The following is a 23,148-nucleotide window of genomic DNA, read 5'->3' on the forward strand; positions in this document are numbered from 1 at the left end:
GGAACGGAGAGGGGCCGGGCGTGGGCGGGGAACGGGACGGTTCGTCGGTGCCGGACGAGGTGTGGGAGGAGTTCCTCCGGACCTCGGCCGACGGGACGGGGGACGCGCCGAAGGAGCCGTCCGCACGCGCGCGTGAGGAGGCGGCCCGGCTGCGGGCGGCGCCCGCGGAGCCCGTGCCGTGGCGCGCGTCCGCGTCCGTACGCCCCCGGAGCAGGAGGGGCTGGTACGTGGCGGGCTTCGTGGCCGCCCTCGCCCTGCTGTTCGTGGCGGTGGACCCGGGAGGCGTCGTCGGCTGGTCCGGCCACGGGGACCGGGCCGGGGCGCCCCTCGCGCCGGAGACCGCCCGGCCGGAGGAGGCGCCGCCCGCCGGGCCGGACGGGCGGGCCACGCTCGCCGACCCGTTCCGCGGCTCCCCGGCCGCGCGCTGGAAGAGCGGCACGGCCGGCATCACCGTGCCCGCCGCCGAGGCCACCGGCCGGCTGACGAAGGCGGAGGTGGCGCGGGCCCTCACGCGCACGCGTGACTTCCTCGCCGCGTCCGGCCTGGACCCGGCGGTGCTGCGGGGCGCCCGCCCGGAGAAGGCGATCGCCCTGATGAACCCGCGCCAGGAGGACGTCAGGACCTTCGTCTCGACCGCACTGAGCACCCCCGGCGAGGACCACGACCCGCTGCTGCTCTTCAGCCGCTTCGACCCGGCGCAGGCCCGCCTCGTCGGGGACGAGGTCAGGACCCGGGGCCGGCTCTCCTACCGGGAGGGAAGGCTCGGGGCCCTGGAGGTGACCGCCGACGTCACCTACGTCTACCCGGCCGCCCCGGCCGGCGGCGGCGACGAGGTCGTGCGCGTGATCGCGCGGCGGGAGACCGTGGTGAGCTGGGACGACCCGGCGAAGACGGCCACGAAGGAGGGCACCTTCACCCTCCTGTCGTACAAGCTCCACCTGACCAACGGCGGCTGTGGCGAGACCACCGGCTACTTCCGGCCGCAGTTCGGCGGGGGCGCGCCGGACACGGCCACGGACGGCCGCACGATCGACCCCTACGCCCGCACGGAGCCGCTGGGCGAGGACCGGAGCCGGGAGGGCTGCGGGACGGCCACGCGGTCGTAGCGGGGCGCGCCCGGACCCCCGGGCCCCACCCCGTCCCCACGAACCCCGACTCGTACGCCAGGATCACCGCCCGCGTGCGGTCGCGGGCGCCCAGTTTCGCCAGGACCGCCGCCACGTGCGTCTTGACCGTGGCCGGGCCGACGCCCATCCGGGCGGCGATCTCCGCGTTCGTCAGGCCCTTCGCCACCAGGCGCAGCACCTCCGCCTCCCGCTCGGTGAGCCGCCCCCGCCGCACGGGGAAGACGCCCTCCTCCCGTACGGGCCCGGCCCGTTCGGGACTCGCACGGGGCTCAAAGGCGGCGGGTCATCAGGGCCAGCCGGTCCCGCGCGTCGAGGAGCGCGTCCTCGATCGACCGCTCGCGGTCCGGGGTGAGCCGCGCCACCGGCACCGAGCAGCTGATCGCGTCCCGCGCCGGGGTCCGGTAGGGAATCGCGACGCCGAAGCAGCGCAGTCCCAGCGTGTTCTCCTCGCGGTCCACCGAGAAGCCCCGCTCGCGGACGGCCCGCAGCTCCTCGATCAGCTCCTCGCGGTCGGTGGTCGTGTGCGCGGTCAGCGCCGGCAGGGTCTCCGGGAGGAGCTTGCGCACCTGCTCGTCGTCGTGGGTGGCGAGCAGCGCCTTGCCGAGCGCGGTCGAGTGCGCGGGCAGCCGCCGCCCGACCCGGGTGAACGGCCGCAGGTGGTGCGGGGACCGGCGGGTCGCCAGACAGACCACGTCGGTGCCGTCGAGCCGCGCCAGGTCGACCGTCTCGGTGGTCTCGTCCGCGAGCCGGTCCAGGACGGTCCGGGAGGCGGCCACCACCTCGTCGCCGTCGACGTACGCGGTGCCGACGAGCAGCGCCCGCACCCCGATGCCGTACCGGGTCCCGGTCGCGTCCGTCTCCACCCAGCCCAGCTTCACCAGGGTGCGAAGCAGCATGTACAGACTGGACTTGGGATAGCCGACGGCCTCCTGGACGGTGGCCAGCGAATGCATCCCGGGGCGCCCGGCGAAGTACTCGAGCAGCTCCACGGTCCGCACCGCGGACTTCACCTGCGCCCCGCCCGCGTCGGCACCCGCCATGGCCCTCGCCCCTCTTTCCGTCGTCCGCCCGCCCCTCCCGGTCGCCCCCGGCCGGGCGGGACCCCTTGTGGAGACGGCCGGGCCGTCAATAGAGTCCACCGGATCCGTGTTCATCTGCGGGAACCGCGGTCAGATTAGCGAACAGGGGCGTGGCGGTGGCGGCAGAACCAGTGTGGAGCGTGGACCCCCGGACGGGGAAGCCGCGCGAGCGGGTCGCGGTGGAGGCCACGGCGGAGGAGGTCGACCGGGCCGTCCGGGCCGCGCACGGCACCCTCGGGGCCCTCGCCGACCGGACCGTGCGGGCCGCCCTCCTGCGGACCGCCGCCGACCTCCTCGACGAGTCCCGCGACCACGTCGTGGCGGCCGCCGACGCCGAGACGGCCCTCGGGCCCGTCCGGCTCACCGGCGAACTCGCCCGCACCACCGCCCAGTTGCGGTCCTTCGCCGACGTCGTCGAGGAGGGCTCCTTCCTCGACGTCCGGATCGACCTCCCCGACCCCGGGGCCGTCCCGCCCCGGCCCGACCTGCGCCGCTGGAAGGTCCCGCTCGGCGTCGTCGCCGTCTACGCCGCCAGCAACTTCCCGCTCGCCTTCTCCGTACCCGGCGGCGACACCGCCAGCGCCCTGGCGGCCGGCTGCCCCGTGGTGGTCAAGGGCCACCCCGACCACCCGGCCACCTCCGAACTCTGCGCCTCCCTCCTGCGCCGGGCCGCCGTCAAGGCCGGGCTCCCCGAGGACGTCGTCGTCCTCGTCCACGGCTTCGACGCGGGCGTCGCCCTCGTACGCCACCCGCTCGTCGCGGCGGCCGGCTTCACCGGCTCTGTGCGCGGCGGCCGGGCGCTCTTCGACGCGGCCGCCGCCCGGCCCGTGCCGATCCCCTTCCACGGCGAACTCGGCTCCCTCAACCCGGTCGTGATCACCCCCGCCGCCGCGGAGGAACGGGCCGCCGGGATCGGCGCCGGGCTCGCCGGCTCCATGACCCTGGGCGCGGGCCAGTTCTGCACCAAGCCCGGCTTCGTCCTGGCCCCCCGGGGCGAGGCGGGCGACCGCTTCCTCGACGCCCTCGCCGCCGGCGTCGGCGCCACCGAGCCGTCCGTCATGCTCGACCACCGGATGCGGGACGCCTTCGTCGCCGGGGTCGCCGAGCGCGCCGCGCTCCCCGGGGTCGGCGCCCCCGTCGCCCCGGGCGCGGGCGGCGCGCACACCGTCAGTGCCGGCGTCCTCGCCGTCGACGCCGAGCGGCTCCTCGCGGGCGGCCACCACCTCCTCCTGGAGGAGTGCTTCGGCCCGGTCACCGTCGTCGCCCGCTACACCACCCGCGAGGAGGCCGCCGCCGTCCTCGGCCTGCTGCCGGGCAACCTCACGGCCACCCTGCACACCACCGGGACGGCCGAGGACCCCGACGCGGCCCCGCTGCTCGCCGCCCTCACCCCGCTGGCCGGCCGCGTCCTCGTCAACGGCTGGCCCACCGGCGTCGCCGTCGCCGCCGCCCAGCACCACGGCGGCCCCTACCCGGCCACCACCTCCACCTCCACCTCGGTCGGCGCGACCGCGATCGAGCGCTGGCTCCGCCCGGTCACCTACCAGTCGACCCCCGACCGCCTCCTCCCACCGGAACTCCGCGACGGCAACCCGCTGGGGCTGCCGAGGCGCTGATCCGCCGGACAGGCCCTAGTGACGCACGCGCACCACGATCTTCCCGGTGTGCGCGTCGGACTCCATCAGCCGGTGGGCGTCGGCGATCCGCTCCAGACCGTCGAAGACCTCGGCGACCACCGGCGCGAGGGAGCCGTCGCGCAGCCCCGAGCCGATGAACCCGGCCGCCAGGCGGCGCCCCTCCTCGGTCCTGGCGAGCGCCCCGTTGGCGTACCCGTGCGTGGTCAGCGGCCAGTTCAGGGACAGCTCGACCGGCCGGGGGTCCAGCCAGCCGTACAGCACGGCGGTGCCGCCGGGCCGCAGCGCGTCCCCGAGCCGGGCGAACCCGGGGCCGCCGATCGCGTCGAAGGCCAGGTCCGCGCCCGCGCCCCCGGTGACCCGGCGCACCTCCTCGACCAGGTCGTCCCGCTCCGTGACGACCACGTGCGCGGCCCCCAGCTCCAGGAGCCGTTCGCGCTTGGCCCCGCTCCGCGTGGTGGCGATCGGCACCGCCCCCACCCGCAGCGCCGTCTGGAGCGCCGCCGTCCCCACCCCGCTCGACGCCCCGGTCACGACCACGTGGTCGCCGGGGCGCAGACCGCCGGTCAGCACCATCCCGCCGTACGCGGTGAAGTACGTCAGCCAGACCGCCGCCGCCGTCACCGCGTCCACCCCCGCGGGCCGGGCCACCACGTACTCCTCCGGCAGCACCACCCGCTCCGCGTACACCCCGTGCGTCCCGAAGTCGAAGTTGGCCGCCGCCATCACCGGATCGCCCGGGGCGTACGCGGTGACCCCCGCGCCCACCGCCTCGACGATCCCCGCCGCCTCGTAGCCGAGCCGCGAACCCGGCAGCGTCGGCGGGTAGTAGTAGGCGCCCGCGCGGAACAGCGCCTCGGCGCGGTTGATGCCGATCGCCTCGACCCGTACGAGGACCTCGCCGGGCCCGGGGGCCGGCAGCGGCACCTCCTCCACCGTCAGCACCTCGGGCCCGCCCAGCTCGTGGAAGAGAACGGCCCTGGTGGTCGTGTCCGCCGTTGTGTCCGCCGCCGTGCCCATCGTCGTGCCCACCGTCGTGCCCGCCGTCGTGCCCATCGTCGTGTCCGCCGCCGTGTTCGTCGTCGTGTCCGTCACGTCTGTCGTCGTCATGGGTCCGACCGTAGGAGGACCCGGTGAGACGATCCATGTCCCTCCGGCTCCCGACGATGTCCGATCGTCCCGCCCCCGCGTCCGCGCGGTACGGTGCCGCGATGGACGTACTGAGCGACGCCGTCGCCGCCATGCGCACCGGCCGCCCCCACTCCTCCCGCGCGGTCCGCCTCGCCCCCTGGGGGATCCGCTTCCCCGCGAGCGAGGGCGCCGGGTTCCACGTCGTCCTCCAGGGCACCGCCTGGCTCCTGCCCCCGGGCGGCGGCGCCCCCGTCCGGCTCGGCCCCGGCGACGTCGTCCTCCTCGCCCACGGCGCCGGCCACGGCATCGCCGACCGGCCCGACACCCCGCTCGTCGACACCCTGCCCGCCCCCGACGGCTCCTGGCCCACCCCGCCCGACCGGGGGCCCGCCGGTGCCGGGGAGACCCTGCTGCTGTGCGGCGCCTACCAGCTCAGCCGGGCCCGCGCCCACCCGCTCCTCACCGAACTGCCCCCGTACGTGCACCTCCCCGCCCGGGTCGGCGCGCATCCCCGGCTGCGCGCCGCCGTCGACCTGCTCGGCGCCGAGCTCGCCGAACCCCAGCCGGGCTCCGACGCCGTCGTGCCCGCCCTCCTCGACACCCTCCTGCTCTACCTGCTGCGCACCTGGTGGCTCACCGAGCGCGCCGACCGGTCCACCGGCTGGTCCGCCGCCCTCGCGGACCCGGTGGTCGCCGGCGCCCTGCGCGCCCTCCACCGGGACCCCGCCAGGGCGTGGACGGTCGAGGAGCTCGGCGCGCTCGGCGGTCTCTCCCGCGCCGCGTTCGCCCGCCGGTTCACCGCCCTCGTCGGCCGCTCGCCCCTCGCGTACCTCACCTGGTGGCGGATGACCGCGGCGGGCCGCCTGCTGCGCTCCGACGACCTCCCGCTCCGCGCGGTCGCCCAGCGCTTCGGCTACTCCTCCGAGTTCGCCTTCGCCAAGGCCTTCAAGCGGGAGTACGGGGTGGCTCCGGGGCAGTACCGCAAGACCGCCTAGCGGGCCGCCGGGCAGGTCCGGTGCGCCCCGCGTCAGGCGCTCCCCAGGACCACGAGCCGCCGCGTCGCCCGCGTCATCGCGACGTACCGGTCCACCGCCCCCGCGACGCCCCCGCCGAACGCGTCCGGGTCGACCAGGACGACCAGGTCGAACTCCAGACCCTTCGCGAGGGACGGGGTCAGGGAGCGGACGCGGGGCCGCTCGCGGAACGCGGGGTCGCCGATGACGCAGGCGGTCCCCTCCGCGTGCTCCGCGAGCCAGTCGTCCAGGACCGCGTCCCGGTCCCCGGCCGACCCGTACGCGACGGGGATCCCGGTGCCGCGGACGGACGTCGGCACGTTGGCGTCCGGGAGCGCGGCCCGGATCACCGGTTCCGCCTCCGTCATGATCTCCTCCGGCGTCCGGTAGTTGATGCTCAGGGAGGCCACCTCGATCCGGTCGAGCCCGACCCGCTCCAGGCGCTCCCGCCACGACTCCGTGAAGCCGTGCCGGGCCTGGGCGCGGTCCCCGACGATCGTGAAGCTCCGGGACGGGCAGCGCGCGATCAGCATCCGCCACTCCGCGTCGGTCAGCTCCTGCGCCTCGTCCACGACGACGTGCGCGAACGGACCGGCGAGCAGGTCGGGTTCGGCGACGGGCAGCGCGGCCTCGTCGATCAGGCTCTCCTGGAGGTCCCGCCCGCGCAGCATCCCCATGGCGCCCTCGCTCTCGTCGATCACCATGTTCTGCAGCAGGCTCGCGGTGACCTCGGCCCGGCGGGCGCGCTCGGCCGCGACGGCGGCCTCGCGCCGGCGCCCGCGCCGCGACGCCTCCGGGTCGCCGAGGCGCCGACGGGCCGCGTCCAGGAGCGGCAGGTCGGACAACGTCCACGCGTGCGCGTCCGTACGCCGCAGCCGCCGCACCTCCTCCGGGCCGAGCCGGGGCGCGCACAGACGCAGATAGGCGGGGACCGTCCACAGGTCCCCGACGAGGTCGGCCGCCTCGATCAGCGGCCACGCGCCGTGCAGGGCGTCCGTCAGCTCCCGGTCCCGGCGCAGCGACGCCCGGAACTCGTCCTCCGGGACCTCCTCGGCGTGCTTCTCCCGCAGGATCCCGGCCAGCTCCTCCCAGATCTGCTCGCGCGCCTCGTTGTGCGGGGTCCCCGGCTCCGGCGCCTCGAACGCCCGCGCCCAGTCGCGGGCGGTCAGCCGGACCTCGTCCCACGGGGTCGTGACCGTCATCCCCGCGTCCGGGGGCGTCTCGTAGAACCGGACGGCCGCCTCGATCGCCTCCACCATGTCCACCGAGGACTTCAGGGCGGCCACCTCCGGGTCGGCCTCGGCCGCCGCCTCCGCCCCCTCGGCGACGAGGTCCCGCAGCGTGCAGGTCCGCACCCCGTCCTCGCCGAGACCGGGCAGGACGTCGGAGACGTAGTCCAGATAGGGCCGGTGCGGTCCGACGAACAGCACGCCGCCCCCGCGCCGCCCGAGGCGCGGGTCCGCGTGGAGGAGGTAGGCGGAGCGGTGCAGGGCGACGACCGTCTTCCCCGTGCCCGGGCCGCCGTCGACGACGAGCGCGCCCTTGGAATCCGCCCGGACGACGGCGTTCTGGTCGGCCTGGATGGTGCCGAGGACGTCGCGCATCCGGGGCGAGCGCTCGCCGCCCAGGCTCGCGACAAACGCCGACTGGTCGTCGAGCGCCGCGTGTCCTTCGAGCCCCTCGGCGGTGAACACCTCGTCCCAGTAGTCGGTGACCCGGCCGCCGGTCCAGCGGTACCGGCGCCGGCTGGCGAGCCCCATCGGGTCGGCGTGGGTCGCCGCGAAGAACGGCTCGGCCGCCGGGGAGCGCCAGTCGACGAGGAGCCGGCGCCCGGTGTCGTCGGTGAGCCCGAGCCGCCCGACGTACACCGGCCCGGAGCCGTCCGCCCCGTCCGCCCCGTCCGCCCCGTCCGCCCCGTCCGTGCCGTCCGCCCCGTCCGCCCCGACCATCCGGCCGAGGCACAGGTCGAGGCCGAAGCGGCGCAGGGTCCGCAGGCGCGCGGTCAGCCGGTGGATCTCGGCGTCCCGCTCCATCGCCTCGCGCCCGATGCCGCCGGGCGCCTTCCGCAGGACGTCGAGCCGCCCGGACAGTTCGGCGACGGACCGCCCCAGGCTCTCCGCGACGGCGGCGAAGTGCCGCTCGTCGGCGGCGATCAGCGCCGGGTCGGCCTTGGCGGAGAGCCGCTCGGGAAGGTCGAACGCATGGGCCGCGACGGTGGGGCCAAGAGGGGCGGACGAAGAGGTGGGCACGTGGTGGGTCTCCCGTTTCGCGGTATCTGACCTGGGCCTTTTCGGGCCAGGTCGGCGATTCTGCGGTACGGAGGGGGCCTTGCCGCAAGCCCCCCTGTGCGCTATACCTTGAGAGTGGCGAGGGGAGGGTCCACTTCCGCGCGCCACCCCTTCAGGCCCGGCGGCGCGGCAGCCGCAGCGAGGCCACCGCCGTGATCCCCAGGAATCCGGCGCTGATCAGCAGACTCGTGCCCAGCGCCGACTCCACGGACCGGCCCGCCAGCGAACCGAAGACCGCGATCGCCAGCGCGCCCGCCGTCTGCCGGACCGCGTTCAGGAGCCCCGCCGCCGTCCCCGCCCGCTCGGCCGGAACGGCCTCCATCATCGCGGCGATCAGCGGCGGCAGCGAGAAGCCCGCCCCGAGCGCCGGCGGCACCAGGAGCAGGGCCTGCACCGGCAGCGGGGTCCCCGCGTCCACGACGAGCAGCCCGAGGAGCCCGGCCACCCCGACCACCTGGCCCACGACGATCGGCAGCCGCGCCCCGTACCGCGCCGCCACCTTCGCCGACAGCACGTTCACCCCGGCGAGCAGCCCCGTCATCGGCAGGAACATCAGCCCCGCGCCGAGCGCCGAGAGCCCGAGGACCTGCTGGAAGAAGAGGCCGAACACGAAGACCGTGCCGTAGAAGGCCACGCTGTTCGCCGCGCCCGCCGCCACCGTCACCGCCACCGTCGTGTCCCGGAAGAGCCCGAGCGGCACCACCGGGTCACGCCGCCGGGCCTCGACCGCCAGGAACGCGGCGAAGGCGGCCACCGCGACCCCCAGCGCCCACCACCCCTCCGTGCCGCCCTCGATGGCGGCGAAGGTCAGGGCCCCGAGCGCCGCCGTCGCCGCCAGCTGCCCCGGCAGGTCCAGCGGCGCGGGCCGGCGGGCCGAGCGCGCCACCCGGGCGAGCAGGACGAGCGCGGCGAGACCGAGCGGCAGGTTGACGAAGAAGACGCCGCGCCAGCTCCAGGCCGTCGTCAGCGCCCCGCCCGCGACCGGGCCGAGCGCCACCGCGACCGTCCCGCCCGCCGCCCACAGCGACACCGCGCGGGCCCGCCGCCCCGGATCGCCGTACGCCTCCCGGACGAGCGCGAGGGAGGCCGGCAGCATCACGGCCGCCGCCGCGCCCTGCACCGCCCGGGCCGCGAGCAGCGCCGGGAGGCCGGGGGCGAGACCGCAGGCGGCCGAGGCGAGCGTGAAGACGACGACCCCGGCGCCGTACGCCCGGCTCGCCCCGATCCGGTCCGCGAGCGCCCCGCTGGACAGCAGCAGCGCGGCGAGGAGCAGCGTGTACGAGTCGACCACCCACTGGAGGCCGGTCATGCCGGTCCGCAGGTCGGCGCCGACGGCGGGCAGGGCGACGTTGACGACCGAGGTGTCGAGGGTGATGAGGGCGAAACCGAGCATCGCGGCGGCGAGGGCCGGACCGGGCGAGAAAGGGGCCTCGGGGACACCAGGGGTCCCGGGGACAGGAGGGGTCTCGGGAACAGGAGGAGTTCCGGGACCAACAGGGGCTTGGCTGCGAACCGTTGAGGACATGCCCCCAGCTTCGTGACCTGCGGGTCCGTACAGTAGTGGCCCGAATGCCATACGACCGGAGGTTCTGGCCATGACGACCGCGTCCCGCGTCCGCCGCGTCGCCGTGATCGCCGCCCCGCCCGTCTCGATGTTCAACCTCGCCATCCCGGAGATGCTGTTCGGCAAGGTCGAGGTCGACGGCGGACCGGGGTACGAGACGGTCATCTGCGCCCCCGACCCCGGGCCCGTCACCACCACCGGCGGCCTCGACCTGACGGTCCCGCGCGGGCTCGACGCGGTGGCCGGCGCCGACACGGTGATCCTCGCGGGCAGCGGCTCGTACACCGACCCCGACCCGCGCATCCTCGACGCACTGCGCGCCGCCGCAGGCGCGGGCAAGCGGATCGCCTCCATCTGCACCGGCGCCTTCGCGCTCGCCGAGGCCGGGCTGCTCGACGGCCGCGCGGCCACGACGTACTGGGCGTACCGGCCGCTGCTCGCCGCCCGGCACCCGGCCGTCGACCTCCAGGACGACGTCCTCTACGTGCAGGACGGCCCCGTCCTCACCTCCTCCGGATACGCGGCGGGCATCGACCTCTGCCTGCACGTCATCCGCACCGACCACGGCGCCGCCGTCGCCAACACCGTCGCGCGGCTCGCCCTCGTCGCGCCCGTACGGCCCGGTGGCCAGGCCCAGTTCACCCAGACCCCGCTGCCGCCCGAGCGCGGTGTCTCCTTCGCCGACACGCGCGCGTGGGCGATGGAACACCTCGACGAGCCGCTCGGCCTCACCGACCTCGCCCGGCACGCGGGTGTCTCCGTCCGCACCCTCTCGCGCCGCTTCCACGCCGAGACCGGGGTCAGCCCGCTCCAGTGGCTGCTCCACCAGCGCGTCGAACGGGCGAAGGAGCTCCTGGAGACCACCACCCTCCCCATGGACGCGCTGGCCCGCGCCTGCGGCCTCGGCACGGCGGACTCCCTGCGCGGCCACCTCCTGCGCCGCACCGGCCTCACCCCGAGCGCCTACCGCGCCACGTTCAGCCGCCTGACGGGGAGCGGGGCGGGGGGACCGGGTAGCGGAGGGCCCGGAACCGCCCTCCTGGTCCGTGCCTCCCGATCGTTCACGGCCGGAGGTGCTTCAACGTGAACTCGGGCAGGGCGTACGGGCCGCCCTGCGGAGCCTCGGGACCGGCGCCGGAATCAACGCCGGAATCGGCATGGGGATCGGTGTCCGCGATGTGCGACGCGTGGGCTTCGGCGTTGTCGAGGGGCGTATAGGCGAGTTCGGATTCCGCGGGGAGTTCCCAGAAGCGCCGGGTATTGCCCGAGACGGCGTACACCGTGGCGAAACACGTGGAGAGCGGGGCGGCGAGCGCGGCCCGGCAGAAGCCGACGGCGTCGCGGGGGCTGAGCCAGGTCGCCAGGTGGCGCGGTTCCGCGGGCGCCTCCTCGAAGCTGCCGATGCGCAGGCAGATCACGGAAATCCCGAACTTGTCGGCGTACAAACGCCCCAGGGCTTCGACGGCCGCCTTGCTCACCCCGTACAGGCCGTCCGGGCGCACCGGCTCCCGGGGGCCGGTGCGGTGGGTCACGGGGTAGAAGCCGGTCACACGGTTGCTGCTGGCCAGGACGACCCGGGGGACCGCCGCGCGACGGGCGGCCTCCAGGACGTGATGGGTGCCCAGCACGTTGGCTTCCAAGAGGTGTTCGAGCGGTGCCTCGTCCGGCAGGCCGCCCAGGTGGAGTACGGCGTCCGCGCCCGCGAGCGCGGTCTCGACGGCGGCCGCGTCCCGGAGGTCCACGGTGTGGACCTCCTCGTTCGCGGCCTCGGCCCGGAGCGGAACGCGGTCGAGCAGGGCCAAGCGGTCCACTTCGCCGCGCAGCGCCCTGCGCACGACCGAGCCGATGGTTCCCGCCGCCCCGGTGACCACCACTGTCCCCAATCCCACCGCGCGCCTCCCCTGTCCGAGTCCGAGCCCGAGTCCGAGGGCCGTGCTCCGGGCGAACGGCGATTCTCCCTCTCCCCGCCGGTCGCGACAACCATGTGGAGGCGTTGCGCCAACCGTCCTCGTGGTCAGAGTGGTTGAGGCGCAGAAAGCCTCGCCCGCACGCCACGGGGGAGACGCACGGAAGGGGCCGTTCAGAGGGTCAGGAAGGGGCCGCCCCTCCATCCCACGCGATCTTCAAACCGGGGTACAGCCTCCGGGCTTCCGCCATGAAGGCGTACGCACCCGACCCGCGGGCACCCTCCGTGATCTGCGCTCCGCGTTCCTCCGCGACGTCCAGGGCGAGCCTGTAGAGCGCCGCAAAGGTCTCGTCCGGTGTAAGTCCTCGCTCCTCGGTCACCACGTGCCCTGACAATCCATGCAGACGTTGTTCTTTCCGTTGTGGTGGTACGACGCACTGCCGCAGTACGGGCAGTTGCACAGCTCTGCGAGCCGCTGGACGAGCTTTCGTACGGAAAGGAACATTTCTCCTACCTTTCGGGCGGGTATTCCTGCCAATGTCCATGCTCGTCAACCCACCAGGCGATCGCGCAGTCGAGACACCGGTACCGCCAGCGAGGCAGCCCCGTGGTCGTATCCGCCGGCCTGGAAAGGATGACTCCCGTTCCGCTGCACTTCACGCAACGGACAGGGGGCTTCTGGGTGATCTCCGACATGCCGACAGGCTATCGGGGGTGTTCCCCGCCCCTGCCGGGATCCTGAACAACCCGCGACGCGGGGAGCGACTGGCGGAACCGGTCGTTGCTGGGCTTGGCGCCCTTCTCACCGATCCGCGCCGTCCACTGCCGGCATGTCGCGCCCACGTACGCCTCGACGGCCTTCGGGTCGGCGGCCTGCCACGCGGGGAAGGCGTTCAGCCACGCGACGGCGTCGTCGGTCGACCGGCCTTCTTCCATGAGCCGTACGGCCGTGTTCGCCATGTCCACCCAGGCCGGGCCGAGAGCGGGCATGGCCCAGTCGACCACGTACGCGTCTCCTCCAGGGGTGCCGATCATGGTGTTGTGCGGGTTGGTGTCCGTGTGCAGGAGGGACGACCCGCCGAGGAGATCGGCGTCACCGTCGTTCAGGAACCCGGTGAAGCGGTCGACAAGTCGGGGGATCGCCAGGTTGGCGTTCCTGAGGTTCTTGTCGTCACCCGTGAAGTGCTGCATTCGGTTCAGGACGAAGGCCGGCGCGCCCAGGTCCTTCGTCCCCGGCGAGAGATCGATGTGCCTCCCGTCGATGTGGACGAACGCCAGGCAGTGCCATCCCGCCGCTTTGAAGCTGTGACGGATGGTGGGGCTCACTCCGGCAACCGTCGCGTTGATGCCCTCTTCCGTACGCATCGCTTCCGCGCTGTCCGGATCGTCAAGGCGGACGCCCTTGAAGAACAGACGCCCGTTACGGGCCGTTGTGATGACGAATGCCGCCGGGTTGTTGAGTCCGGTGCTTACCCGCTCCGCAGTGCGCACCTTTCCGGTACGCCCCTCTGCTTCGTTCCGCGGTTCTGCCGGAAGCTGTTCCCAGTCCACGCGATCTTCCATGGTCCCCACTCGTGGTCGCACTCTCCCGGAATCCACGGCTTCACAACTTGCCTCCTGTCGGGGGTACTTGGTGGATCTTGCGACCCGCTCCGGGCGGCGCTGTCCGTTCCTTGCCCGGATCGGGGGTTGAACTCGTCTCTGTCGAACGCCGTGACGTCGCCCCTTGTGGTGATCCCCGCTCGCACTGGGCAACCGTGTCGCTACACACAGCGGTACCGCTGCAACGGCGAGAGGGTTCAAGAGCTTTAAGCGGCTTCGAAGTGAAGGGAGTTGGAGGCCGGTGGCCGATCCGGAACCGAACGAGGGGATCGAGCTGCTGTACCGGGAAACCGGTTGGACGCTGCGGCAGTTCGCGCAGGAGGTCAACCGCCTGGGGATGGAGCGCGGGACGCCCCTCCGGTACCGAGAGCCATCGGTGCACCAGTGGCTCAAGGGGCACCTGCCGAAGGAGAACGTGCGCCCACTGGTCCTGGAAGCGCTCGCGCGCAGGCTGCGGCGCCCCGTGACGTACAACGAGGCCGGCTTCCCCACCGCTTCCGCAGGTCGGCAGCCTGATCACCCCAGTACGGTGGAGGGGCTGTTGGACCCGGGGAGGCAAGACATGGATCCGTCCCGCCGGAGCGTGCTGAGCGTCGCCCTGTTCTCCGTCGCGCTGACAGTCCCGGAGTGGCCTGACGTGGTGGGACGCATGGAGACTGCCCAGCGAGGCACACGGACGCGCATCGGCGTGTCGGATGTGCACACGGTATCTGCCATGACGGAACAGCTCTCGTCCATGGACGACCGATTCGGCGGACGCGCCGCCCGCCCCCTTGCCGCGACCTTCCTCGTGAACACGGTCGCTCCGTTCCTGAGGACGGACGGCCCCGAGGGCGTGCGCAAAGCGATGATGTCCGCGGCCTCGCAGACCGGGGACCGGCGATCTGCGCTCATGTACCTGCAGGAAGCCGAGACGGCCATGGGCAAAGCAGAAGCCGAAGGGAGGGCCTTCGGCTCGTACGACCCGGCGTCGCTCGATTACCACACCAGTCAGGTGCGCTTCGAAATGGGTGACGTGCGCGGGGCGGTGGCGGCCATGCAGGAATCGGACCGGCTCCGATACGGCGTCTACCGGCGTACGCGTGTCAAGGAACGGGCGATCCTCGCCGAAAGGCAACCGGCCGTCGGGCATCTGGAAGCCGCCTGTCAGACGTGGGGGCTCGCACTGGACGACTGTCCCCTGGTCGACTCGGGGCGTATCGACAAGCGCATGACGGACATGTTCAAGCTGATCCGCCCCCACATCGGAAACCATGCGGCCCAAGCGCTGTACGAGCGTGCTCGTGAAGTCGTCCGACCCGAACTGATCGCCGTGTGACGATAGCGCGGCTATCTCTTTCTGACCCTTTTCGGCGTTGACGCTCCAGGGCGAGGACGGCTGCGGTGATGACCCGCCTCACATCGTCCCGGTACAGGGAATGAAACGGGCAGGTGGGAGCGTTCCCCGCACGGAACACCCCGTCTTCATCCCCCGTCACCCCCGTCACCCCCGGAGAGAACCCCCATGCGCGTCGAGATCTGGAGCGACATCGCCTGTCCCTGGTGCTACATAGGAAAGGCGCGCTTCGAGAAGGGGCTCGCGGCCTTCGCGCACCGGGACGACGTCGAGGTGGTGCACCGTTCCTTCGAGCTCGACCCCGGCCGTGCCAAGGGCGACACGGCCCCCGTCCTGGAGATGCTGGCGAAGAAGTACGGCCGCACCCCCGACGAGGCCCGGGCCATGGAGGCGCACGTCGCCTCCAACGCGCACTCCGAGGGGCTCGGCTACCGCACCGAGGGCCGCGACCACGGCAACACCTTCGACATCCACCGGCTGCTCCACCTCGCCAAGGCGCGCGGCCGGCAGGGCGAGCTCCTGGACCTGGCCTACCGGGCCAACTTCGCCGAGGAGCGCTCCGTCTTCGACGCCGACACCCTGGTGGCGCTCGGCGTGGAGGCCGGCCTCGACGAGACCGAGGTCCGGGCCGTCCTCGCCGACGAGGCCGCCTACGCCGACGACGTACGGCAGGACGAGCGCGAGGCCGCCGAACTCGGGGCCAATGGCGTGCCGTTCTTCGTCCTCGACCGCCGCTACGGCGTCTCCGGCGGCCAGCCCGCCGAGGTCTTCACCCAGGCCCTCGAACAGGCCTGGCGGGGCCGAGCCCTCCAGCCGCTCGGCACCGGCACCGGCGCGGACGCCGACGTCTGCGGCCCGGACGGCTGCGAGGTCCCCGGCGCCTGATCCGGATTTCGGCGCCCGCCGTCCCCGGGCCGGGGCCCCTCACCCCCGCTGACCTGCGACGATAAGCCGCGCTTGGAAGGTCCCCCAGGTGGGGGCGCGATTGACGGGTGATCGCCGGGAATCCAGGGTGGGGGCATGGATTCCCTCGACCAGCCCCTCGGCGGCGCCGAGTTCGCGCCCAAGAAGACCTATCTCAACACCTCCACCTGCGGGCTGATGCCCCGCCGGACCGTCGAGGCCGTCACGCTCCTCGCCCGGGAGACCGCGGACGGGCGTCCCGGCGGGTCCGGGAGCTTCGAGATCGTCGACGAGGCCCGGGCGACCTTCGCCCGGCTCGTCGGGGTCGCCCCCGAGCGCGTCGCCGTCGGCAGCTCGGTCGCCGTGCACTGCGGGATGATCGCCCAGTCGCTGCCCCCCGGAGCCGAGGTCCTCTTCCCCGAGGGCGACTTCTCCTCCGTCATCACCCCCTTCACGATCCGCGGCGACCTCAAGGTCCGCTTCGCGCCCCTCGACCGGCTCGCCGCGTCCGTCCGGCCGGAGACCGACCTCGTCGCCTTCTCCGCCGTGCAGTCGGCGGACGGCCGGACGGCCGACCTCGCGGCGGTACGGGAGGCCGCGGCCGCCCACGGCGCCCGCACCCTCCTGGACGCCACCCAGGCGGCCGGCTGGCTGCCGCTGCGCGCGGGGGAGTGGGACTACACGGTCGCCGGAGGCTACAAGTACCTGCTCTGTCCGCGCGGCGCGTCCTTCCTCACCGTCACCGAGGAGGCGCAGGACTCGCTCCTGGCCATCCACGCCAACTGGGTCACCGGCGAGGACCGGTGGGTCAACAGCTACGGCCCGGTCCGCGAACTCGCCCGCTCCGCGCGCCGGTTCGACGAGCCGATGGCCTTCCTCTCGTACCACGGGGCGGCCCGCTCGCTCGCCCTCCTCGAAGAGGTCGGCATCGAGCGGATCGAGCTCCACGACAAGGGGCTCGCGGCCCGCTTCCGCGCCGGGCTCCGCTCCCTCGGGCACGCGCCGGTCGAGGACGACTCGACGGTCGTCGCCGTCCCGGGCCTCGGGGACCGCGCGGACGCCCTGGAGAGGGCCGGCGTCCTGCTCTCGGCCCGCGCAGGCAACCTGCGGGCCTCCTTCCACCTGTACAACACGACGGCGGACGTGGACCGCGCCCTGGACGTCCTGGGCGGCTGAGGCCGGGGCCCGGTGGTGAGGGCCTGCAGGGGCTGGGACCCGGGGCCCCGCGTCAGGGGTCCGGCGTCCGGCCCCGCCCGTCTCAGCAGACCTGCGCCCCCGCCGAACAGTCGCCCGCTCCCTCCGCCTCCCCGCGCAGGTTCTCCGCGACGAGGCCGAGCAGCCGGGACAGCTCCGCCCCGTCGGCCGCGGAGAGCCCGTCGAGGGAGCGCGCCTCCAGGTCCCGCCAGGCGTCCTCGACGCCCGCGCGCAGCGCCTGGCCCTTCTCCGTCGCCTCGACCAGGACCGCGCGCCGGTCCGCCGGGTCCGGGCCGCGCCGCACGTGCCCGGACTGTTCGAGCCGCTGGAGCATCTTCGTCACCGTCGACGGGTCCAGGCCCAGGGACTGGATCAGCTCCGACTGCCGGACCGGCCCGCAGTCCCACAGACGCATCATCATCAGCTCCTGGCCCGGATAGAGCCCGAGCTCCCGCAGCCGCCGCCCCATGGCGATCCGGTGCATCCGCGCGACCCGCGCCAGGGCGTGGCCGACGGGCCCGCAGCGCGTGGCGGCGAGCGGCGGCTCGGTACAGACAGGGTCGGTTCCGGACACGGGAGCTCCTCGGGACGTCGTCACCCCAAGATTACCTTGGTCGGCCAAGGAATGGGTTACAGTGGCGTCCGGACCAGATATTTGGCCGACCACATAAACCCGATACTTGGTCGACCACACACTTTGTGGGAAGGGACCGCCATGACCACCGCCTTCGACCCGATCGACCTCGCCGGCACCCGGCTCGCCAACCGCATCGCCATGGCCCCCATGACCCGCAGCCGGGCCGAGGGCGAGAGCCGCACCCCCACCGCGCTCGTCGCGGAGTACTACGCCCAGCGCGCCTCCACCGGCCTCATCATCACCGAAGGCGTCCAGCCCACCGCCATCGGCCAGGGCTACCCCAACACCCCCGGCCTGCACACCGCCGAGCAGATCGCCGCCTGGCGCGAGGTCACCGACGCCGTCCACGCGAAGGGCGGCCGGATCTTCGCCCAGCTCATGCACGCCGGCCGGATCAGCCACCCCGAGGTCCTCGGCGGCGGCCTCCACCCCGTCGGCCCCTCCGCCGTCGCCCCGGCCGGGCAGCTCTTCGCCGGCACCGGCCTCATCGACTTCGTCGCCCCGCGCGAGCTCACCGCCGACGGGATAGCGGAGACGATCGCCGGCTTCGCCACCGCCGCCCGCAACGCCGTCGAGGCCGGCTTCGACGGCGTCGAGATCCACGGAGCCAACGGCTACCTGATCCAGCAGTTCCTCGCCACCGGCTCCAACCACCGCACCGACGAGTGGGGCGGCCCGGTCGAGAACCGCATCCGCTTCGCCGTCGAGGTCGTCAAGGCCGTCGCCGCCGCGATCGGCCCCGAGCGCACCGGCCTGCGCATCTCCCCGGCCAACACCTACAACGACATCACCGAGACCGACACCGACGCGGTCTACCCGGCCCTCGTCGCCGCGATCGACCCGGTCGGCATCGCGTACCTGCACGTCACGGAGGCCAGCCCCGAGGTGCGCGAGCTGACCCTCGCCCTGCGCAAGGCGTTCTCCGGCACCTTCGTCCTCAACCCGGCCACCGAGGGCCCGACCGGCCCCGACGCCCTCGCCCTGATCGAGGACGGCACCACCGACCTCGTCGCCTACGGCGCGCTCTTCATCGCCAACCCCGACCTGCCCGCCCGCCTGCGGGCCGGCGGCCCGTACAACACCCCGGACCCCGCCACCTTCTTCGGCGGCGACCACCGCGGCTACACGGACTACCCGGCGCTGTAACCCCCCGGGCGTACGCGGAGGGGGCGGGGTCCCGGCACCGGAACCCCGCCCCCTCCCGCGTACGAGAGCCCCCACGGGCTACGCCCAGGCCTCCGTCACCGCCCGGCGCGCGCCCTCCAGGTCCACCGCGCGGCCCGTCTCGCCGAGCGCCGCGCCGAGCGCCGCGAGCGAGGACTGGACGGCGCCCGGGGTCGCGTCCACCCCGTAGTGGTTGACCCGGATCATCTCCCCGGACAGCGCGCCGCCGCCCGCGATCAGCGGCAGCGACGGATCGGCCGCGAGCGCCTTCGCCACCAGCTCGGCGGCGTTCACGCCCTCCGGCGTGCGCAGCGTCGTCGCCACCGGGGCCGCGTCCTTCGCCTCGTACACGTACGGCTCCAGACCGCCGCCCAGCGCGAGCGCGCCCGCGCGGGTCGCGGTCGCCGCCGAGGCGTGCCGCGCCATCAGGGCGTCCAGGCCCTCCGCCTCGATCCGCTCCACACAGGCCTCCAGGGCCAGCATCTCCAGCTGCGCCGGGGCGTGCAGCAGCGTCTTGCGGCCGCCGTCGATCCAGCGCTCCTTCCAGTCCAGGAGCGAGAGGTACGAGCGGCGCGGCGCGGCCGGGTTGGCGGCGAACCGCTCCCAGGCCCGCGCGCTCACCGACACCGCGGACACGCCCGCGGGGCCGCCCATCGCCTTCTGCGCGCCGATGATGCACATGTCCACGCCCCACGCGTCCGGCAGCACCGGCTCCGCGCCGATCGACGCCACCGCGTCCAGGTAGAACAGCGCGCCGTGGGCCCGGACGACCTCGCCGATCTCCGCGACCGGGTTGGTGTTGCCCGTCGCCGCCTCCGCGTGCACCAGGGACACGAAGTCGATCTCCGGGTGCTCGGCGAGCGCCCGCTCCACCTGCTCCGCCGTCACCGCCGCGTGGAAGGGCACCTCCAGGTCGACCACGGTCGCGCCGCAGTCCCGCAGCCAGTTCCCGAAGGTCTGCCCGTACGGGCCGGTGACCACGTTCAGCGCGGTCGAACCGGCCCGCGCCCCGCTCCGGATGCACCCTTCGAGCGGCAGCAGGGCCTCGCCCTGGGTGATCACCACGTCCTGCTCCGTGGAGAGCAGCGCGGCCACCCGCCGCTCGATCGACGCGAAGTGCGCGGCGGTCAGCGGGGCCAGGTCCAGGAGCGGGTGCGTCACGGTCACGGTGGTGCCTTCTCGGGTCGGCGGTACGGGCGTGGCCAGCGTACGCCCACCGCTCCCGCGGGCCCTCGTACAGTGCAGGCATGAGCGATCACGAGGTGTTGCACGTGCGGGGGCGGGTGCTCGTCGGCCCGGAGGACGTACGGGACGAACTCTGGTGCGTGGACGGGCGGATCACCTTCGAACGGCCCCCGGGGGAGGCCCTGGCGGTGACGGGCTGGGTCCTGCCCGGACTCGTCGACGCCCACTGCCACGTCGGCCTCGACCGGCACGGGCCCGTCGACGCCGACACCGCCGAGAAGCAGGCCCTCACCGACCGGGACGCCGGGACCCTGCTCATCAGGGACGCCGGTTCGCCCTCCGACACCCGCTGGATCGACGACCGCGAGGACCTGCCGAAGATCATCCGCGCGGGGCGGCACATCGCCCGCACCCGCCGCTACATCCGCAACTACGCCCACGAGATCGAGCCCGCCGACCTCGTCGCGTACGTCGGCCGGGAGGCCCGCCGGAGCGACGGCTGGGTCAAGCTCGTCGGCGACTGGATCGACCGCGAGGCCGGCGACCTCACCGCCTGCTGGCCGCGCCCCGAGGTGGAGGCGGCCATCGCGGAGGCGCACCGGCTCGGCGCCCGGGTCACCGCCCACTGCTTCGCCGAGGACTCCCTCCGCGACCTCGTCGAGGCGGGCATCGACTGCGTCGAGCACGCCACCGGGCTCACCGAGGACACCATTCCGCTCTTCGCGGAGCGGGGCGTCGCCATCGTCCCGACCCTGGTCAACATCGCGACCTTCCCGCACCTCGCGGACGGCGGCCAGGAGAAGTTCCCCCGCTGGTCGGCCCACATGCGACGGCTGCACGAGCGGCGGTACGACACGGTCCGCGCCGCCTTCGACGCGGGCGTCCCGGTCTTCGTCGGCACCGACGCGGGCGGCTCCCTCGCCCACGGCCTGGTCGCGGAGGAGGTCGAGGAGCTGACCCGGGCCGGCATCCCGCCGATCGACGCCCTCTCGGCCACCACCTGGGGGGCCAGGGCCTGGCTGGGCCGCCCCGCCCTGGAGGAGGGCGCCCCCGCCGACCTGGTCGTCTACGGCGAGGACCCGCGCGCGGACGTCCGCGTCCTGGCGGCGCCGCGGCGGATCGTCGTCAACGGGCGGATCGTGGGCTGACGGGCGGATCGTGGCCGACGGGCCGAGGACGTGGGACACCCTCATGGACTTAGGTTAGGCTGACCTAAATTAATCCACGGTAACCGAGGGGGGATCACGGTGGGTCACGGCTGGCAGGGCGCCGTCCTCAAGCTGATGCGCGGCAAGGACTTCACGTTCACCGTGACGGGGGTCGAGCGGGTCACCGACGACTACCGCCGGGTGCGCTTCACGGACGGCGGCCTCCTCGCCGCCGCCGGGGTCCACCCGACGATGTGGGTCCGCGTCTGGTTCGACGACGGCGGCAAGCCGCACCAGCGCGCCTACACCCTCGTCGACCCGGACGCGGCGGCCGGCACCTTCGGCCTGGAGTTCGCCCTGCACGACGGGGTCGCGAGCCGCTGGGCCCGGGACTGCGCCGTCGGCGACACCGTGGAGGCGACCCTCCAGGGCACCGGCTTCGAGGCCCCCGACCCGCTGCCCGGGCGGCTGCTCGTGGTCGGCGACGCGGCTTCCCTGCCCGCGATCAACTCCCTGCTCGACGCCTTCCCCGGCCTCCCGGCCACCGTCTGGTTCGAGACGCAGCACGCCTCCGACGACGCGCTGCCGTTCCGCGTCGACCCCGAGCGGCACGACCTGCGCCGGGTGCCGCGCGAGAAGGGCGGCGCCGCACTGGTCGCCCGCGTGAAGGCCGAGCTGCCCGCGCTCGCCGACCCCGCCTCGTACGTCTGGATCGCCTGCGACACCTCGACCACCCGCGCCCTCGGCGGGTACGCGCGCAAGGAGCTCGCGCTGCCCAAGGAGCGCGTCCACGCCCTCGGGTACTGGCGCGACAGCTGAACGCACCGGGTTGACGATCCGTTACCCCGACGCGGAAACGGTCGTTCTCACCCCTGCCCGCCCCGCGCTCTCCGTTCCCTTCCGGGCCCGCGTCCGGCGCTTCGTGCGAAAGACGCGGGACGGGCGGGAACGGTTGTGGCGAAAAGAATCGAAAATGAACGCGGAAACCCCCCTTTGGGGTGAACTGGCGCCAGGTGACCGCCGGTTCACTCTCCGTGCGTAAAGATTCCGGTGTCCCAAGTCGCCGGGACCGCGCCGAACCACCGTCCCCGTGGTGAGCGGCCGGCGGCGCCATGTCTCCTGTGGGGGTTCCACCACCTTGAACAGCAACACCTTCCGCATGCCCGTACGCCGTTCCGCGGCCGCCGCCACCGTCGCCGCCCTGGCCGTCGGCCCGGTGCTCCTCGCGGCCCCCGCGGCGCACGCCACGGGCGGCGAAGGGCGCGCCACCGCCGTCGTCCTGCGGACCGGCCTCGACGTCTCCCTCCTCGGCAAGACGGTGAACGTGCCGGTCCGGGCCTCCCTCAACGAGGTCCGGGCTCCGGAGAGCGAGAACGAGACCGCGCTCTCCGTGAAGGTGCAGGGGGCCGAGAACGGCGAGCCGGTCGACGTCCTCAAGGCCGACGTCGCCACCTCCGAGGCCACCGTGGACGAGGAGAAGGCCGAGGGGCACGTGAACCTCGTCAAGGCGCGCGTGCACGTCCCCGGCCTGCCGCTGCTCTCCCTCGTCGAGGTCGAGAAGGTCACCTCCAAGGCGCTGTGCGAGGTGGGGGAGAAGCCGGTCGCCGAGTCCGACGTCCTCGGCCACGTGACCGTCCTCGGCAAGAAGACCACCCTCTCCGCGGGCGGCCGGACCCAGGTCACCGTGCCGGGCGTCGGCGAGGTCACCCTGGACCTCTCCCGCACCTCCACGACCTCCCGCACCGCCGCGGCGACCGCCCTCGAACTCAAGGTGAAGGTCAACCCGCTGGAGCTGGGCGTCGCCAAGGTCGACGGCACCGTGACCCTCGCCGGGGCGACCTGCGAGACGCCCGAGGGCACGAAGCCGACCGAGAAGCCCACGGAGAAGCCGACCGGGAAGCCGACCGAGCGGCCCTCGGAGCGGCCGGCCCAGGAGCCCTCCGCCGAGCCGAGCGACGGCGGGGGCATCACGACCAACAACGGCGGCAGCACCCCGACCCAGAACCTCGCCGAGACCGGCGGCAGCTCCACCACCCCGTACATCGCGGCCGGGGCGCTCGCCCTCGTCGTGGCGGGCGGCGGCGCGCTCGCGCTGACCCGTTCGCGCGCCCGCTCGCGCGGCTGACGGTCCGAGAGGGAGGCGCCGGGGGGCGCGGGGAAGGAGAACGGCGGGGCCCGGGGAGGGCGGTGGTGACGACACCGCCCTCCCCGGGCCCCGCCCGGTCCCGGGAAGCCCC

20 protein-coding genes and 1 pseudogene are annotated in these 23,148 nt (G+C 74.1%); 11 read left to right on the forward strand and 10 right to left on the reverse strand.

Going from position 1 to position 23,148, the window contains the following annotated elements:
* The first annotated feature begins 47 nt into the window (after positions 1 to 47).
* On the forward strand, positions 48 to 1,106 hold the full coding sequence (locus tag ACIP5O_RS17170; protein ID WP_401294189.1) for a hypothetical protein: 1,059 nt from the start codon (positions 48 to 50) through the stop codon (positions 1,104 to 1,106).
* 28 nt (positions 1,107 to 1,134) lie between these two features.
* Here ACIP5O_RS17170 and ACIP5O_RS17175 read toward each other — a convergent pair.
* Positions 1,135 to 1,335, reverse strand: a pseudogene (locus ACIP5O_RS17175) (response regulator transcription factor); the annotation flags it as partial.
* 61 nt (positions 1,336 to 1,396) lie between these two features.
* Positions 1,397 to 2,167: an IclR family transcriptional regulator gene (locus tag ACIP5O_RS17180; RefSeq protein WP_401293973.1), complete on the reverse strand. Its 771-nt coding sequence runs from the start codon at positions 2,165 to 2,167 to the stop codon at positions 1,397 to 1,399.
* 155 nt (positions 2,168 to 2,322) lie between these two features.
* On the opposite strand from ACIP5O_RS17180, the gene ACIP5O_RS17185 reads away from it, so the two are divergent.
* A complete protein-coding gene (locus tag ACIP5O_RS17185) occupies positions 2,323 to 3,822 on the forward strand; it encodes an aldehyde dehydrogenase (NADP(+)) (protein WP_401293977.1) in 1,500 nt (499 codons plus the stop codon).
* A gap of 15 nt (positions 3,823 to 3,837) precedes the next feature.
* On the opposite strand, the gene ACIP5O_RS17190 is transcribed toward ACIP5O_RS17185, so the two are convergent.
* Positions 3,838 to 4,860 carry a zinc-dependent alcohol dehydrogenase family protein gene (locus ACIP5O_RS17190; RefSeq protein ID WP_401294192.1) on the reverse strand — a complete coding sequence of 341 codons (1,023 nt, stop codon included), beginning with the start codon at positions 4,858 to 4,860 and terminating at the stop codon, positions 3,838 to 3,840.
* A gap of 191 nt (positions 4,861 to 5,051) precedes the next feature.
* Here ACIP5O_RS17190 and ACIP5O_RS17195 point away from each other — a divergent pair, with 191 nt between their 5' ends.
* A complete protein-coding gene (locus ACIP5O_RS17195) occupies positions 5,052 to 5,966 on the forward strand; it encodes an AraC family transcriptional regulator (RefSeq protein ID WP_401293980.1) in 915 nt (304 codons plus the stop codon).
* Positions 5,967 to 5,998: 32 nt separating this feature from the next.
* Here the strand turns inward: ACIP5O_RS17195 and helR are convergent, their stop codons facing one another.
* Entirely contained in the window at positions 5,999 to 8,233 is a 2,235-nt protein-coding gene (helR, locus tag ACIP5O_RS17200; RefSeq protein WP_401293983.1) for an RNA polymerase recycling motor ATPase HelR, read from the reverse strand.
* Between the two features lie 151 nt (positions 8,234 to 8,384).
* Positions 8,385 to 9,797, reverse strand: coding sequence for an MFS transporter (locus ACIP5O_RS17205; protein ID WP_401293986.1), 1,413 nt, complete (start codon positions 9,795 to 9,797; stop codon positions 8,385 to 8,387).
* Positions 9,798 to 9,867: 70 nt separating this feature from the next.
* Between ACIP5O_RS17205 and ACIP5O_RS17210 the strand changes: the two genes are divergently transcribed.
* A complete protein-coding gene (locus ACIP5O_RS17210) occupies positions 9,868 to 10,923 on the forward strand; it encodes a GlxA family transcriptional regulator (protein ID WP_401293989.1) in 1,056 nt (351 codons plus the stop codon).
* Here ACIP5O_RS17210 and ACIP5O_RS17215 read toward each other — a convergent pair.
* From ACIP5O_RS17215 to ACIP5O_RS17225, 3 genes are all read right to left on the reverse strand, one after another.
* On the reverse strand, positions 10,898 to 11,725 hold the full coding sequence (locus ACIP5O_RS17215; protein ID WP_401293991.1) for an NAD-dependent epimerase/dehydratase family protein: 828 nt from the start codon (positions 11,723 to 11,725) through the stop codon (positions 10,898 to 10,900). The genes ACIP5O_RS17210 and ACIP5O_RS17215 overlap by 26 nt on opposite strands.
* Before the next feature lie 199 nt (positions 11,726 to 11,924).
* Positions 11,925 to 12,125, reverse strand: a complete 201-nt coding sequence (locus ACIP5O_RS17220) for a hypothetical protein (protein WP_389485142.1) — start codon at positions 12,123 to 12,125, stop codon at positions 11,925 to 11,927.
* Between the two features lie 322 nt (positions 12,126 to 12,447).
* A complete protein-coding gene (locus ACIP5O_RS17225; RefSeq protein WP_401294195.1) occupies positions 12,448 to 13,305 on the reverse strand; it encodes a phosphotransferase in 858 nt (285 codons plus the stop codon).
* A gap of 280 nt (positions 13,306 to 13,585) precedes the next feature.
* Between ACIP5O_RS17225 and ACIP5O_RS17230 the strand changes: the two genes are divergently transcribed.
* The 3 genes from ACIP5O_RS17230 (at position 13,586) to ACIP5O_RS17240 (ending at position 16,759) form a co-directional block, all read left to right on the forward strand.
* Positions 13,586 to 14,662: a tetratricopeptide repeat protein gene (locus ACIP5O_RS17230; RefSeq protein ID WP_401293994.1), complete on the forward strand. Its 1,077-nt coding sequence runs from the start codon at positions 13,586 to 13,588 to the stop codon at positions 14,660 to 14,662.
* Positions 14,663 to 14,848: 186 nt separating this feature from the next.
* Entirely contained in the window at positions 14,849 to 15,565 is a 717-nt protein-coding gene (locus tag ACIP5O_RS17235) for a DsbA family oxidoreductase (protein ID WP_401293997.1), read from the forward strand.
* A 135-nt stretch (positions 15,566 to 15,700) separates the two neighbouring features.
* On the forward strand, positions 15,701 to 16,759 hold the full coding sequence (locus tag ACIP5O_RS17240; RefSeq protein ID WP_401294000.1) for an aminotransferase class V-fold PLP-dependent enzyme: 1,059 nt from the start codon (positions 15,701 to 15,703) through the stop codon (positions 16,757 to 16,759).
* Between the two features lie 82 nt (positions 16,760 to 16,841).
* On the opposite strand, the gene ACIP5O_RS17245 is transcribed toward ACIP5O_RS17240, so the two are convergent.
* Positions 16,842 to 17,351 (reverse strand): MarR family winged helix-turn-helix transcriptional regulator, encoded by a 510-nt coding sequence (locus tag ACIP5O_RS17245; RefSeq protein ID WP_401294003.1) that lies wholly within the window; start codon positions 17,349 to 17,351, stop codon positions 16,842 to 16,844.
* A 141-nt stretch (positions 17,352 to 17,492) separates the two neighbouring features.
* Between ACIP5O_RS17245 and ACIP5O_RS17250 the strand changes: the two genes are divergently transcribed.
* Positions 17,493 to 18,560 (forward strand): alkene reductase, encoded by a 1,068-nt coding sequence (locus tag ACIP5O_RS17250; RefSeq protein WP_401294006.1) that lies wholly within the window; start codon positions 17,493 to 17,495, stop codon positions 18,558 to 18,560.
* Between the two features lie 78 nt (positions 18,561 to 18,638).
* Here the strand turns inward: ACIP5O_RS17250 and ACIP5O_RS17255 are convergent, their stop codons facing one another.
* Complete coding sequence (locus ACIP5O_RS17255) at positions 18,639 to 19,739, reverse strand: pyridoxal-phosphate-dependent aminotransferase family protein (RefSeq protein WP_401294198.1); 1,101 nt, start codon at positions 19,737 to 19,739, stop codon at positions 18,639 to 18,641.
* Between the two features lie 86 nt (positions 19,740 to 19,825).
* On the opposite strand from ACIP5O_RS17255, the gene ACIP5O_RS17260 reads away from it, so the two are divergent.
* From ACIP5O_RS17260 to ACIP5O_RS17270, 3 genes are all read left to right on the forward strand, one after another.
* The gene (locus ACIP5O_RS17260) at positions 19,826 to 20,911 is read left to right on the forward strand and encodes an amidohydrolase family protein (protein WP_401294009.1); all 1,086 of its coding nucleotides are present in this window, start codon (positions 19,826 to 19,828) and stop codon (positions 20,909 to 20,911) included.
* Between the two features lie 99 nt (positions 20,912 to 21,010).
* Positions 21,011 to 21,730 carry a siderophore-interacting protein gene (locus ACIP5O_RS17265; protein WP_401294012.1) on the forward strand — a complete coding sequence of 240 codons (720 nt, stop codon included), beginning with the start codon at positions 21,011 to 21,013 and terminating at the stop codon, positions 21,728 to 21,730.
* Between the two features lie 319 nt (positions 21,731 to 22,049).
* Positions 22,050 to 23,036 (forward strand): SCO1860 family LAETG-anchored protein, encoded by a 987-nt coding sequence (locus ACIP5O_RS17270; protein ID WP_401294014.1) that lies wholly within the window; start codon positions 22,050 to 22,052, stop codon positions 23,034 to 23,036.
* The last annotated feature ends 112 nt before the right edge of the window (positions 23,037 to 23,148 follow it).

The sequence above is a fragment of the Streptomyces sp. NPDC088915 genome (genome assembly GCF_044749825.1).
Taxonomy (GTDB): Bacteria; Actinomycetota; Actinomycetes; order Streptomycetales; family Streptomycetaceae; genus Streptomyces.

Coding starts and splice junctions, on each gene's coding strand:
- ACIP5O_RS17180 (WP_401293973.1), bottom strand. CDS start 2,167: ATGGCGGGTGCCGACGCGGGCGGGGCGCAGGTGAAGTCCGCGGTGCGG.
- ACIP5O_RS17190 (WP_401294192.1), bottom strand. CDS start 4,860: ATGGGCACGGCGGCGGACACAACGGCGGACACGACCACCAGGGCCGTT.
- ACIP5O_RS17195 (WP_401293980.1), top strand. CDS start 5,052: ATGGACGTACTGAGCGACGCCGTCGCCGCCATGCGCACCGGCCGCCCC.
- ACIP5O_RS17205 (WP_401293986.1), bottom strand. CDS start 9,797: ATGTCCTCAACGGTTCGCAGCCAAGCCCCTGTTGGTCCCGGAACTCCT.
- ACIP5O_RS17210 (WP_401293989.1), top strand. CDS start 9,868: ATGACGACCGCGTCCCGCGTCCGCCGCGTCGCCGTGATCGCCGCCCCG.
- ACIP5O_RS17225 (WP_401294195.1), bottom strand. CDS start 13,305: ATGGAAGATCGCGTGGACTGGGAACAGCTTCCGGCAGAACCGCGGAAC.
- ACIP5O_RS17235 (WP_401293997.1), top strand. CDS start 14,849: ATGCGCGTCGAGATCTGGAGCGACATCGCCTGTCCCTGGTGCTACATA.
- ACIP5O_RS17240 (WP_401294000.1), top strand. CDS start 15,701: ATGGATTCCCTCGACCAGCCCCTCGGCGGCGCCGAGTTCGCGCCCAAG.
- ACIP5O_RS17250 (WP_401294006.1), top strand. CDS start 17,493: ATGACCACCGCCTTCGACCCGATCGACCTCGCCGGCACCCGGCTCGCC.
- ACIP5O_RS17260 (WP_401294009.1), top strand. CDS start 19,826: ATGAGCGATCACGAGGTGTTGCACGTGCGGGGGCGGGTGCTCGTCGGC.